The organism is Cupriavidus respiraculi, assembly GCF_914271545.1.
GTDB lineage: Bacteria > Pseudomonadota > Gammaproteobacteria > Burkholderiales > Burkholderiaceae > Cupriavidus > Cupriavidus respiraculi.
In genome coordinates this window covers 555,469-567,756 of sequence record NZ_CAJZAH010000003.1, presented here as the reverse complement: position 1 = coordinate 567,756, position 12,288 = coordinate 555,469, and the positions used below count along the sequence as shown (strand labels likewise).

10 protein-coding genes and 1 tRNA gene are annotated in these 12,288 nt (G+C 67.9%); 2 read left to right on the top strand and 9 right to left on the bottom strand.

The features are described from left to right. Nucleotides 1-90 precede the first annotated feature (90 nt). Together LDO27_RS17715 and LDO27_RS17710 are read right to left on the bottom strand one after the other, a co-directional pair. Nucleotides 91-957 carry a DUF2950 domain-containing protein gene (locus LDO27_RS17715; RefSeq protein ID WP_224043063.1) on the bottom strand — a complete coding sequence of 289 codons (867 nt, stop codon included), beginning with the start codon at nucleotides 955-957 and terminating at the stop codon, nucleotides 91-93. A gap of 42 nt (nucleotides 958-999) precedes the next feature. Continuing rightward, nucleotides 1,000-2,463, bottom strand: coding sequence for a DUF3300 domain-containing protein (locus tag LDO27_RS17710; RefSeq protein WP_377747459.1), 1,464 nt, complete (start codon nucleotides 2,461-2,463; stop codon nucleotides 1,000-1,002). 212 nt (nucleotides 2,464-2,675) lie between these two features. Between LDO27_RS17710 and LDO27_RS17705 the strand changes: the two genes are divergently transcribed. After that, nucleotides 2,676-2,957, top strand: a complete 282-nt coding sequence (locus tag LDO27_RS17705; protein WP_222207653.1) for a hypothetical protein — start codon at nucleotides 2,676-2,678, stop codon at nucleotides 2,955-2,957. Between the two features lie 7 nt (nucleotides 2,958-2,964). On the opposite strand, the gene ppk2 is transcribed toward LDO27_RS17705, so the two are convergent. The 7 genes from ppk2 to LDO27_RS17670 form a co-directional block, all read right to left on the bottom strand. After that, nucleotides 2,965-3,732: a polyphosphate kinase 2 gene (gene ppk2, locus LDO27_RS17700; protein ID WP_224043161.1), complete on the bottom strand. Its 768-nt coding sequence runs from the start codon at nucleotides 3,730-3,732 to the stop codon at nucleotides 2,965-2,967. Between the two features lie 323 nt (nucleotides 3,733-4,055). After that, nucleotides 4,056-4,134: transfer RNA gene (locus LDO27_RS17695), tRNA-Ile, on the bottom strand. A gap of 19 nt (nucleotides 4,135-4,153) precedes the next feature. After that, complete coding sequence (rpoD, locus tag LDO27_RS17690) at nucleotides 4,154-6,445, bottom strand: RNA polymerase sigma factor RpoD (RefSeq protein WP_224043159.1); 2,292 nt, start codon at nucleotides 6,443-6,445, stop codon at nucleotides 4,154-4,156. Nucleotides 6,446-6,935: 490 nt separating this feature from the next. After that, nucleotides 6,936-8,747, bottom strand: coding sequence for a DNA primase (dnaG, locus tag LDO27_RS17685; protein ID WP_224043062.1), 1,812 nt, complete (start codon nucleotides 8,745-8,747; stop codon nucleotides 6,936-6,938). 188 nt (nucleotides 8,748-8,935) lie between these two features. After that, nucleotides 8,936-9,385: a GatB/YqeY domain-containing protein gene (locus LDO27_RS17680; RefSeq protein WP_222207659.1), complete on the bottom strand. Its 450-nt coding sequence runs from the start codon at nucleotides 9,383-9,385 to the stop codon at nucleotides 8,936-8,938. A 112-nt stretch (nucleotides 9,386-9,497) separates the two neighbouring features. Continuing rightward, nucleotides 9,498-9,710 (bottom strand): 30S ribosomal protein S21, encoded by a 213-nt coding sequence (gene rpsU / locus LDO27_RS17675; protein ID WP_006576196.1) that lies wholly within the window; start codon nucleotides 9,708-9,710, stop codon nucleotides 9,498-9,500. Nucleotides 9,711-9,834: 124 nt separating this feature from the next. Continuing rightward, entirely contained in the window at nucleotides 9,835-11,082 is a 1,248-nt protein-coding gene (locus tag LDO27_RS17670) for a BaiN/RdsA family NAD(P)/FAD-dependent oxidoreductase (protein ID WP_224043061.1), read from the bottom strand. A gap of 156 nt (nucleotides 11,083-11,238) precedes the next feature. On the opposite strand from LDO27_RS17670, the gene tsaD reads away from it, so the two are divergent. Further along, the gene (gene tsaD, locus LDO27_RS17665) at nucleotides 11,239-12,270 is read left to right on the top strand and encodes a tRNA (adenosine(37)-N6)-threonylcarbamoyltransferase complex transferase subunit TsaD (RefSeq protein ID WP_224043060.1); all 1,032 of its coding nucleotides are present in this window, start codon (nucleotides 11,239-11,241) and stop codon (nucleotides 12,268-12,270) included. Nucleotides 12,271-12,288: the final 18 nt, after the last annotated feature.

Genomic DNA, 12,288 nt, shown 5'->3' with positions numbered 1-12,288 from the left:
CACCGTCGATATCCGGCGATGTTCGCTGTTCACAGTAGTGGGCGCAGCGCACAAATGCAAACTTCGCCGCATCGCGCCCGGCCGCCGGCCTCACGGCGTGATGCGGCTCCAGCCCGGGCCGGGATCGAAACGGCGCATCGCGGCAGCGCGCGCCGCGCTCTGCGGGCCAAGGTCGGCCTCATACAGCTGGCCTTCATGGCTGATCAAAAAACTTTTCACACCGGAGTCGCCGTACCGCGCAGGCCAAGCCACGACGGCAAAGCCGCCGAACAGCTGGCCGCGGACGACGTAGTCGTACTCCCCGCCCGGCGCGTGCGGGCCCTGCGCGGTCAGCAGCTTATAGTGGTAACCGTGGTAGCCCTGCTGCGTGGCATTGCCGCGGCCCGCCGCGAGAAACGCCGGGCCGAGCGGGCTTTCAGGCTCGTCGCCGCGCGTCGGCCAGTACAGGCCGTCGCGCTTGCCCGGCGCGCTGGACAGCCTGCCGGCGTAGGCCAGTACGCCGTCGCCGTCGCGGTCCACGCTCGCGTATTCGCGCTGCGCGTCGTAGATCGCCAGCATGGTCTGCATCACCGCCAGCTCGTTGCGGCCGATACGGCGCAGCCGCATCTCGCGCACTCCCTCCGGCACGTCGAACGTCCAGCCCTGCGCCGACTTCGCCAGCGGAATCGGCAGCGTCCAGCCATCGTGGCCCACCGCGATATAGGCCCGGCTGTCGCCATCGGGCCGCACCGTGCGCGCCTCGCTCCAGGCGCCGAGAAAGCGATAGCGCGCCTCGGCGCCGACCGGCGGGATCAGGCGGCGGTAATCGCTGCCGAGAATCGCGCGCAGCGCGTCCTCGTCGCTCGTCGCCACCGCGTCGCCAAATGCCTGCATGGCGGCCTGCGGCGAGGCAAAGTGTTCCTGCGCGGCGGCCGCCCAGGCTCCGGCCGATACGGCCAGCGCCATGGCTGCGGTCATGGGCTTCGCCCCGAACGATCGCGACGTCATGCTGCCTCCTTGTCAACGCCTGCCGCCGCCGCGACCGCCGCCCCGGCCACCGCCGAAACCGCCGCCGCCGCCCCGGCCGCCGGCACTGAAGCCGCCTCCATGCCCGCCACCGCCGCTGAAGCCGCCGCCGGAGCGCCCGCCGCCGCCACCGAAGTCGCCGCCGCCGCGGCCGCCGCTGTGCAGGCTCGCCGACTGCGTGCTGGCGCGGCCGCGGTCGATGTCGCGCTGGGCGCTCTGGCCGCTGCCCACGCCCTGGAACGCGTTGTCCCGGCCGCCGCCGTGCGAGCGGTCGCCCGCGGCGGCCGTGCGGCCGGCGCCATCGCCCAGGCCCTCCCTGCCGCCGCTCTGGCGATCGCCGACCTGCCGGTCTGGCGCCTGCCGGTCTCCCGCCTGCCGGTCCGACACCTGGCGCGTCCCGGCCTGGCGGTCGCCGGCCTGCCTGTCCCCTCCCGCGCGATCTGCCCGGCCCTCGCGGTCCGCGGCGCGATCCGATACGCCAGCCCGCTCGCCACCGCCCTCGCGCCCGCGATAGTCGCTGCGCCGGTCCGCGCCGCCCACGTTGCTGGAAAAGCGCTCTCGCGAGGCATTGTCCCGATAGGCCACCCCCTGCCTGTGCTTCGCATCGTGCTGCCACTTGTTGCCGCCCTGCACCTTGGTGCGATCGAAGCTGCGGTCGATATTGGTCGCCCGGTCGATATCGATATTCACATCGCCGCCGCCCCAGTTGCAGTCGCCGAAGATGGCGCCCGCGGCCGCGAACCCGATGCCCCATGCCAGCCCTGTCGCCAGCGCGGCGCCGGGATAGTAGGCCGGATACGGCGGCCAGTAGTACGGTGGATAACTGGGATAACCCCAGGCGCCATAGACCACCGTCGGGTTGTAGGCGGGCACGTAGATGACCTGCGGATTCGCGGACTCGATCACGATGGTCTGCGGCGGCGGGGGCGGCCCGGACGTGCCCTGCGCAGGCGGCGTCGCCTTCACCGATACCTTTTGCTGTTCGTTCGATTGCAGGTTGCCGGCGTCACGCGCCCGCGCGCGCAGGCGTTGTACCGCGGCCAGCACGTCCTTCTCCTGCGCGAGGAAGGCGTCGCCGAGCTTCTGGGTCCAGTCCAGCTTGTCGCTCATCGGTTCGAGCACCTGGGGGAACGCCACCAGCGACTTCACGCTGACGTCCCACGGCTGGTTCTCCACCGCCTTGACCGCCGCTTCGCCCTTCGTGTTGGGATTGGCCTTGAGCCAGCGCGCGGCGTAGACGATCTCCAGCGGGTAGGTGGAGGCCATCAGCACCTGCGACAGCACCGTGTCCGGATACAGTGCGATCGGCGCCACCAGCGCCTCGATCTCCTCGGGCCGGAACGTGGGCGCCGCCGCCGGCGCCGAAGTCTGGGCCCCCGGCACGGCTGGCATGGCCAGACATCCCGCCGCCGCGAGCATGCGCACGCAGGACATCAGGCGTTCGAGCCATCGGGCCATGGCCGCCTCCATTTCCGCCGAACCGGCTGCAATGCCGCGTTTGCCGCAGGCCAGTTCATTGTGGATTCGCCGGCCGCGTTTGGTATTGGCCTTTGGGCGCGGTTCCGCGCGGGGGCGCGTGGCGGCGGATGGGACCTTGGTCCAATTGCGCGGGCCACGGCCGCGCCCAATGATCGAGGCAAGTGCGGCACGCACGCGGCTTGGGAGCGACCATGCGCAAAGCCGGCATCCGACTGATGATCGCAGCCTTCTGGCTGGCGGCGCTCGGCCTGCTGTTCTCCGATCCCGTCGGCAATATTCCCGAGCCGCATCACCTGATCAACTTCGCGCTGTACGGTTTGCAGGTGCAGTTGATCCGCGCCGACAGCCCCACCGGCTACTGGATCAACATCGTGGCCCACCAATGGCTGTGGGGCTGCCTGCTGGTGTTCCTGGCCGGCGCCGTGCTGGTCGGCATCGCGCACTACCGCAGCTCGCGCCGCCTCGGGACGTAGTGCGCGCTCAATACCGCTGCGCGATATAGCGGAACGGGTGGTCCGGCTCGCGATAGTCCCCTCGCTTCTGGCGGGCCGGCAGCTCCGGCGTCTTGCGCGGCAGTTTTTCGTAGGGGATTCGGCCCAGCAGGTCGCTGATGATGTTCAGGCGGGCACGCCGCTTGTCGTTCGAATCGGCGACATGCCAGGGCGTGTCCGGCGTGTCGGTGGCCTCGAACATGTCGTCGCGCGCGCGCGAATAGTCGTACCAGCGGCTGTACGACTTCAGGTCCATCCCGGTCAGCTTCCACAGCTTGCGACCGTCATGGATGCGCGCCTCGAGCCGTTTCGTCTGCTCCTCCTGGCTGACCTCCAGCCAGTACTTGATCAGCACGATCCCGGACGAGACGATGGCGCGCTCCACCAGCGGCACCGCCTCCAGGAAGCGTGCCGCGTCTTCCTCCGAACAGAAGCCCATGACGCGCTCCACGCCGGCCCGGTTGTACCAGCTGCGGTCGAAGATGACGACTTCGCCCGCCGCCGGCAGGTGCGGCAGGTAACGCTGGAAATACATCTGGCTTTTCTCGCGGTCGGTAGGCGCGGGCAGCGCCACGACACGGAACACGCGCGGACTGACCCGTTCGGTCAGCGCCTTGATGGTGCCGCCCTTTCCCGCGCCGTCGCGCCCTTCGAACACGATGCAGATCTTGGCGCCGGTCCTGACGACCCATTCCTGCAGCGTCACCAGTTCCACATGCAGCTTGCGCAATGCCTCCTCATATTCCTTGCCGGACATGCGCGGCCTCGCCACGCCGGCGCCGGCATGGCGGCCGGCATCGCCATTGCGATCAAGCGTCGCGCCCGCTCCGGCCGTCGCCTCTTCCGATGACTTGCGTCGCTTCGATTTGCTCATGGCGGCCCCCGCGAAGGTCGGAACGAAGATGCTGTATCGCTACAGTTTGGTAGCTCCGCGCGGACGAGGCAAACGGATTGGCGTTGGACTTTGGTCCCTGGACGCGCGCACTGGCGGGGGATGCCGTTGCGGCGGAGCGCACCATCGCGGCACGCCGGGACAAAAAAAAGGGGTTACGAATCGTCGTAACCCCTTTTGCCCGCGTGTGGTGGGCCTCCCGTGAGTCGAACACGGCACCAACGGATTATGAGTCCGCTGCTCTAACCAGGCATGAGCTAGAGGCCCGTGGAAGCGTCAGCCAGAATCAGCTGCCTTCCAGGAAGCTCTTCAGCTTGTCGGACCGGCTCGGGTGGCGCAGCTTGCGCAGCGCCTTGGCCTCGATCTGGCGGATCCGCTCACGCGTGACGTCGAACTGCTTGCCGACTTCCTCCAGCGTGTGGTCCGTGCTCATTTCGATGCCGAAACGCATGCGCAGGACCTTGGCCTCGCGCGGCGTCAGCGAATCGAGCACGTCCTTGACGACATCGCGCATCGAACCGTGCAGCGCGGCCTCGGCCGGCGCCTGCGTGTTCTGATCCTCGATGAAGTCGCCCAGGTGCGAATCCTCGTCGTCGCCGATCGGCGTCTCCATGGAGATCGGCTCCTTGGCGATCTTCATGATCTTGCGGATCTTGTCCTCTGGCATCTCCATCTTCTCGGCCAGCGTCGCCGGATCCGGCTCGTTGCCGGTTTCCTGCAGGTACTGGCGCGACAGGCGGTTCATCTTGTTGATCGTCTCGATCATGTGCACCGGAATCCGGATGGTGCGCGCCTGATCGGCGATCGAACGGGTGATGGCCTGGCGGATCCACCACGTGGCATACGTCGAGAACTTGTACCCGCGGCGGTATTCGAACTTGTCCACCGCCTTCATCAGGCCGATGTTGCCTTCCTGGATCAGATCCAGGAATTGGAGACCGCGGTTGGTGTACTTCTTCGCGATCGAAATCACCAGACGCAGGTTGGCCTCGGTCATCTCGCGCTTGGCCTCGCGGGCGCGCTTCTCGCCCTCGGACATCTTGCGGTTGACTTCCTTCAGTTCCTTCAGCGGCAGCACCACGCGCGCCTGCAGGTCGATCAGCTTCTGCTGCAGCTCGTGCACCGCCGGCACATTGCGCTCGACGATCGTGCTGTAGCCCTTGCCATCGGCCACGACGGTGTGGATCCAGTCCAGGTTCGTCTCGTTGCCCGGGAAGCGCGCGACGAAATCGGCGCGCGGCATGCCGCACTTGTCGACCACGATGTTCAGGATCGCGCGCTCGAGCTTGCGGACCTCGTCCACCTGGCCACGCAGCGTGTCGCACAGGCGCTCGACGTTGCGGGCGGTGAAGCGGATGGCCATCAGTTCGTTCTGGATCGCTTCCTGCGCCTTCACGTAAGGCTTGGACTTGTAGCCCTCCTTCTCGAAGGCGCGGCGCATCTTGTCGAACTGGTCGGCGATCACGCGGAATTTCTCCAGCGCGGCCTGCTTCAGCTCTTCCAGCTGGCGCGCGGAGGCGCCGGCGCCGGCGGCGTCGTCATCCTCGTCCTCGTCGGACTCTTCCTCGTCGGACTCCAGGTCTTCCTCCTCGGCGGCGGCCACGGCGGGCGCGGCCGGCTCGGGAGCCTGTTCCTCGGCGTTCGGGTCGATCAGGCCGTCGACGAACTCGTCGATCTTGATCTCGTCGTTGGCCACGCGCTCGGCATGGGCCAGGATCTCGGAGATCGTGACCGGGCACGCCGAAATGGCCATCACCATGTCCTTCAGGCCGGCTTCGATCCGCTTGGCGATCTCGATTTCGCCTTCACGGGTCAGCAGCTCCACGGTACCCATCTCGCGCATGTACATGCGCACGGGGTCGGTGGTGCGGCCGAACTCGGAGTCGACGGTGGACAGCGCGGCTTCGGCCTCTTCCTCGGCCTCTTCCTCGCTGGTGGCCGACGGGGCGTTGTCGTTCAGCAGCAGCGTCTCGGCGTCCGGCGCCTGCTCGTACACGGCGATGCCGATGTCGTTGAGCGTGGCGACCAGCGTGTCGATCGTCTCCGAATCGACCATGTCGTCCGGCAGGTGATCGTTGATCTCGGCGTAGGTCAGGTAGCCGCGCGACTTGCCGAGCTTGATCAGCGCCTTGAGTTTCTGGCGGCGGGCCTCGAGTTCTTCCTCGGTGCCTTGCTGGGCCGAGGCGAATTCCTTCAGCAGCGCCTTTTCCTTCGCCTTGCGGTCCTTGGCCTTCTGCTTTTCCGTCCGCGGCGCGGCGGCCGGGGCGGGTGCCGCGGCGGCCGGGGCCGCCGCGGGCGTGTCATCTTCGTAAAGCTCTTCAGTCACGTCGTCTGTTGTGCTGTCGTCTTGCTGCATCTCGGCCTTGGGCTTGCGGCCACGCTTCTTCGGCTCCGGCTTGACTGCCGGAGCGGCGGGACGCTCGGATGCAACGGGGGCGGAAGTGGCGGCGCGCGCCTTGGTCGCCGTCGCGGCGGCGCCCTTGGCGGCACTGCCGTTCTTGACGCCGGCGGCTGCCGTACGCTTGCTCTCGACTTCGGTATTCTGCTGTTTCGCCACGGGGATACTCTTGCCTTTCAGAGGTACAGGTGCGGCATCGCTGCCGTCCGTATTTGCGCTGACGCGCCTACCGCTCTCGCGTGCCGAAATCGAGGGCTTTTTCTCGGATGTGCGGGTCCTGGTGGGTGTGGTCGCGTCGGGCGCCTTGGCGCCGCGCGCGGACTTGGTTGGCACAGGCACAGCTTGCGTCCTGACTGGCGCGGAATGCTTTTCCGCCGCCGTTGCTTTTACGGACGCCTTGCCACTCCCTGATTGGGGAGCCTTGATGGAGACCTTCTCGGTCGCTTTGGCCTTTGCCATTGGCACGCTCACTTTCACCAGAACTGGAGAGAAAGATTTCGCAATCCAAACCGGCAATTGTAGCACGTAACCAACAGCCGGCTTTCCTGACAGGTGAGGTTTTCACCTGAAAAATCAAGGCTTAAGCCGGTTTCCCGGGCTCGCCCCACTGATTCCTTCCCTGCGGCAGCGCTTGCCGCACACCATGCGCGACGGCGCTTTCGACCGGCTTTCAGCCGATCTGCCGGCGCCGGTTGATCTCGGTGACCAGCCAGCGCAGACGTGCCTTCGCCTCCTCATCCGCCGTGCCGTTCACCACCGTGGCCTGCACCAGCTCCAGCTCGCGCCGCAGCGGCTCCGCCAGCAACTTGGTCACCGCCGCGTCGAATTCCTGCGTGGCCGGCTCCTCTTCGATTTCCTCGCGCAGCACCGCGGCGCGCACGTTGGCGTAGAACTCCGCGTAGGGCGACTGCGCCAGGTGCTCGCTGAACGCGGCGAAGTTCACCTCGCCGTGCAGGTCGTCGCAGCTGGCGACGAGATGCGCGAACACCTCGGAACCGGGCGCATCCTCGCCCAGCAGCAGCGCCCGGCTGTCTTCGTCCAGACGCGCGGACAGATGCGGATAGCGCATCAGCAGCTGCAGCACCCGCTGTTCCAGGCCGGTCGGCGCCTGCCGCTTGGCCCGCGGCCGCGGCTGCGCGAACCGGCCGGCCCGCGCCGGATCGCTCGCCAGGCCGCAGACCGCCTCGATCTCGGCCGGCGTCGTGCCGGTCGCCTCGGCCAGCTCGCGCACGATCTGCAGCCGCAGGCCGCCCGGGGGCATCGCCTGCAGCAGCGGCTTGGCCTCGTACTGCGCCCGCGCGCGGCCCTCGGGCTGGCGCAGGTCCTGCTCTTCCGTCACCGTCTGCAGCAGGAAGCGGGACAAGGGCATGGCGTCCCGCACCTGGGCGGCGAAGGCTTCCGTGCCTTCCTCCCGTACATAGCTGTCCGGGTCGTGCTCGGCCGGCAGGAACAGGAAGCGGATGGTCTTGTTGTCCGCCACGTGCGGCAGGCAAGCCTCCAGCGCCCGGCGCGCCGCGCGGCGGCCCGCCGCGTCGCCGTCGAACGAGAACACCACGGCGTCCGACTGGCGCAACAGCTTCTGCACATGGACCGGCGTACACGCCGTTCCCAGCGTGGCCACCGCATTGGCGAACCCAAGTTGCGCCAGCGCCACCACGTCCATATACCCTTCGACCACGAGAACGTAGCCGGTTTCCCGGATCGCATGCCGTGCTTCGAATAATCCGTATAGCTCGGTGCCCTTGCTGAACAGGGGCGTTTCGGGAGAATTCAAATACTTGGGCTCCCCCTGGCCCATCACCCGGCCGCCAAAGCCGATGACCTGGCCCTTGGTATTGCGGATCGGGAACATGATGCGGTCCCGGAAACGGTCATAGCGGCGCGGCTTGCCGTCGGGATCGCGCTTCTCGCTCTCGATCAGCAGCCCCGCCTCGGTCAGCGGTCCGGCGATGGTGTCGTCCCGATAGCTGCCGAACACGGCCTCCAGCCCCTGCCAGTCGTCCGGGGCATAGCCCAGGCCGAACGCCGCGGCGATCTCGCCGGTCAGGCCCCGCCCCTTCAGGTACTGAATGGCCTGCGGGGCGCCGCGCAACTGCCGCCGGTAGAACTCGGTGGCGCGCGTCATGGCGTCCGACAGCGCCAGCGTGCGAGCCTGCTGCTCCGCGCGTTGGGCCGGCGGCAACCGGTCGCGCTCCTCCGGCACGGTCAGGCCGGCCGACTGCGCCAGCTCGCGCACCGCATCCGGATACGACTGGCCGGAATACTCCATCAGGAAACCGATGGCCGAGCCGTGCGCCCCGCAGCCGAAGCAGTGGTAGAACTGCTTGGCCGGGGAGACGGTAAATGACGGCGATTTTTCGTTATGGAACGGGCACAAGCCCATGAAATTCGCCCCGCCCTTCTTCAGCTGCACATACTTGCCCACCACATCGACTATATCGACGCGGTTGAGCAGGTCCTGAATAAAGGATTGCGGAATCACCCGTTTGACCGTCCTGAAGCGGCCGCCATACGGTGTTGGCGGCCCTTATAGATATGCGTGGCCGGCGCTGCGAGCCGGCTGGTATCGAACCATTGTAGTGCCCAGCTCGCGGCTTGCCGGGATAATTTGTGACTGCGGTATCACAACCGCACCGCGGAACTGGCTGGCCGGCGGCGCCGGCCGGGCGCTTATTTCGGCGCGAGCGCCGCCTTCACCTGGCCCGAGACCGCCGTCATGTCGGCCTTGCCCGCCAGGCGCGGCTTGAGCAGGCCCATGACCTTGCCCATGTCCTGCGGACCGGCCGCCCCGCTCTCGGCGATGGCCTTGCGCACTTCCTCCGCCACCTCGGCGTCCGACAGCGCTGCCGGCATATACGCCTGCAGTACCACGACTTCGGCGGCTTCCTTGTCGGCCAGGTCGGTGCGTCCGGCCTGCTGGAACTGGGAGATGGAGTCCTTGCGCTGCTTCAGCAGCTTGTCCACCACCGCGATCACGGCCTGGTCGTCCAGTTCGATGCGCTCGTCGACTTCCCGCTGCTTGATGGCGGCGAGCAGCAGCCGGATCGTGCCCAGGCGCTCGGATTCGCGGGCGCGCATGGCGGCCTTCATGTCGTCATTGATGCGGGCTTTGAGGGACATGGCAGTTTTCCGGGAGAGGTTGGCAGTCGGTTGGCCGTCGGCGACCAGCGCCAACGCAAAAACCCGCCGGAGCGTTGCCCACAGCGGGTTCGGGAGCTGACGCGGGACGCGATCAGTAGAGCTTCTTCGGCAGCATCTGGCTGCGGATGCGCTTGTAGTGGCGCTTCACCGCCGCGGCCTTCTTGCGCTTGCGCTCGGCCGTCGGCTTCTCGTAAAACTCGCGGGCCCGCAGCTCGGTGATCAAGCCGTTCTTCTCGATCGTGCGCTTGAAGCGACGCATCGCAACTTCGAAGGGCTCGTTTTCTTTTAGGCGGATCGTCGTCATTTGGCCAAAAAAGTGAGAGTTAGCGGTTCTACGGTTTTACGAAGACGCGGATTTTAGCACGCACCTTTCGCCGCGTGCGCGTTTACTTCCGCCGACGGGCCTCAGGTGGACGTTTCTTCGCGCTTCATGCGGTTACGCGTGCGTTTTCCGCAACGGCCTGCCCCGCGGCCACCGCCGATGCCCACGCCCACTGGAAGTTGTAGCCGCCGAGCCAGCCCGTGACGTCCACGACTTCCCCGATGAAATACAGATTGGCGACGTCGCGCGCCATCATGGTGGTCGACGACAGTGCTCGGGTGTCCACTCCGCCCAGCGTGACTTCGGCCTTGCGGTAGCCTTCGGTGCCCGAGGGCACGAGCTGCCACCGGTTCAACGCCTCGCCGAGCCGGCGCAGGGCCTTGTCGGGCAACTCCCCGACCGGCCGGGTGGCGTCGAGCTGCGCCGCGTGGCACCAGGCCTCGGCCAGCCGCGTCGGCAGGCGCTCGGCGAGCAGATTGTTCAGGTGCTTGCGGCTTGCCTGCTTCTGCGCCAACAGCCAGGCGGCGGCGTCCTCGCCCTCGAACAGGTCGATGGAAATCGGCGTGCCGGGGCGCCAGTAGCTGGAAATCTGCAGCACGGCAGGACCGGACAGCCCGCGATGGGTCCACAGCAGGTCCTCGCGGAAGGCGCCCGCGCCGCGGCCGCTGCCCGTGCTGACGTCGACCTCCTTGGCAAGCCCGGCCAGCGTGGCGAAGGGCTCCCAGCCCTTGCCGTCGAAGGTCAGCGGCACCAGGGCCGGCCGGGTCTCGACGATGGGCAGCCCGAACTGGCGCGCGATCCGGTAGCCCATGTCGGTTGCCCCGATCTTCGGAATCGACAGGCCGCCGGTGGCAACCACCAGCGCACCGGCGCGGACCGGTCCCTGCGCGGTCAGCAGCAGGAAGTCGTCGCCCTCGCGCCGCACCTCTTCCACGGCGCAGCCGGTGCGCCATTGCACGCCGCCGCTGTCGCACTCGGCGCGCAGCATGCCGATGACGTCCTCGGCGCTGTCGTTGCAAAAGAGCTGGCCCCGGTGCTTCTCGTGCCAGGCGATGCCGTGCCGGCGCATCAGGTCCAGGAAATCCTGGGGCGTATAGCGGGCCAGCGCGGACCGGCAGAAGTTGGGATTGTTCGACAGGTAGTTCGCCGGGCCCGCCTGCAGATTGGTGAAATTGCAGCGTCCGCCGCCGGAGATGCGGATCTTCTCGGCGATCCGCGTGGCGTGGTCGATCAGCACCACGCGTGCGCCGCCCTGCCCCGCCACCGCGGCGCACATCATGCCGGCCGCGCCGGCGCCCAGCACGGCAACGTCATAGCTGGCGCGCGCGGCGCCTGCGGCGTGAATGCCACCCATATCGATCCAGCCAGCCAAAGAAGCGGCGATTGTAGCGAAAAGCGGGCTGGCCACCGCTGTGCTACCCTGCGGGCCTCGCGCGGGGCCCCGCTTGCTCCGGCGCGCTTTCCAGCCCTGTTGCGTTTTGGTGGCCGCCAAGGCCCACACCCTCCGCCCATGCTCGTCCTCGGCATCGAATCGTCCTGCGATGAAACCGGCCTCGCCCTCTACGACACCGAGGCCGGCCTGCTGTCCCACGCGCTGCACTCGCAGATCGCGATGCACCGCGACTACGGCGGCGTGGTGCCGGAGCTGGCCTCGCGCGACCATATCCGCCGCGTCCTGCCGCTGCTTCGCCAGGTGCTCGACGAAGCGGGACGCACGCGCGCCGATATCGACGCCATCGCCTTCACCCAGGGCCCTGGCCTGGCCGGCGCGCTGCTGGTCGGCGCCTCGGTCGCCAATGCGCTGGGCTTCGCGCTGGATGTGCCGATGCTGGGCGTGCACCACCTGGAGGGCCACCTGCTGTCGCCGTTGCTCACGCCCAATCCGCCGCCCTTCCCGTTCGTCGCGCTGCTGGTCTCCGGCGGCCATACGCAGCTGATGGAGGTGCGCGGCGTGGGCGACTACGCGCTGCTGGGCGAGACGCTGGACGACGCCGCCGGCGAAGCCTTCGACAAGACGGCCAAGCTGCTCGGCCTGGGCTACCCCGGCGGGCCGGAAGTGTCGCGGCTGGCGGAGTTCGGCACGCCCGGCGTGTATGCGCTGCCCCGGCCGATGCTGCATTCGGGCAACCTGGATTTTTCGTTCGCCGGCCTGAAGACCGCGGTGCTGACGCAAACCCGCAAGCTAGCCAACGTCTGCGAACAGGACCGCGCCGACCTGGCGCGCGCCTTCGTCGACGCCATCGTCGACGTGCTGGCCGCCAAGTCGTTCGCGGCGCTGAAGCAGACGGGGCACAAGCGGCTGGTGGTGGCCGGCGGCGTGGGGGCCAACCGGCAACTGCGCGAACGGCTCAACGAGATGGGTGCGAAGCGCAGGGTCCAAGTGCACTACCCCGACCTGGCCTTCTGCACCGACAACGGCGCAATGATCGCCTTCGCCGGCGCGATGCGGCTGCGGGCCGCGCCGCAGCTCGCCACCCGCGGCTATGACTATGGCGTGACGCCACGCTGGGATCTCGCCGATATCCGCCTGCCGGCACACTGAGCAACGAGCAGACGCGCC

Bases quoted from the DNA above. Each gene is read 5' to 3' on its own strand.
- LDO27_RS17680 (WP_222207659.1), bottom strand. From the start codon at position 9,385: ATGTCCCTCAAAGCCCGCATCAATGACGACATGAAGGCCGCCATGCGC.
- LDO27_RS17670 (WP_224043061.1), bottom strand. From the start codon at position 11,082: ATGGGTGGCATTCACGCCGCAGGCGCCGCGCGCGCCAGCTATGACGTT.
- LDO27_RS17705 (WP_222207653.1), top strand. From the start codon at position 2,676: ATGCGCAAAGCCGGCATCCGACTGATGATCGCAGCCTTCTGGCTGGCG.
- LDO27_RS17710 (WP_377747459.1), bottom strand. From the start codon at position 2,463: ATGGCCCGATGGCTCGAACGCCTGATGTCCTGCGTGCGCATGCTCGCG.
- LDO27_RS17715 (WP_224043063.1), bottom strand. From the start codon at position 957: ATGACCGCAGCCATGGCGCTGGCCGTATCGGCCGGAGCCTGGGCGGCC.
- tsaD (WP_224043060.1), top strand. From the start codon at position 11,239: ATGCTCGTCCTCGGCATCGAATCGTCCTGCGATGAAACCGGCCTCGCC.
- rpsU (WP_006576196.1), bottom strand. From the start codon at position 9,710: ATGACGACGATCCGCCTAAAAGAAAACGAGCCCTTCGAAGTTGCGATG.
- ppk2 (WP_224043161.1), bottom strand. From the start codon at position 3,732: ATGTCCGGCAAGGAATATGAGGAGGCATTGCGCAAGCTGCATGTGGAA.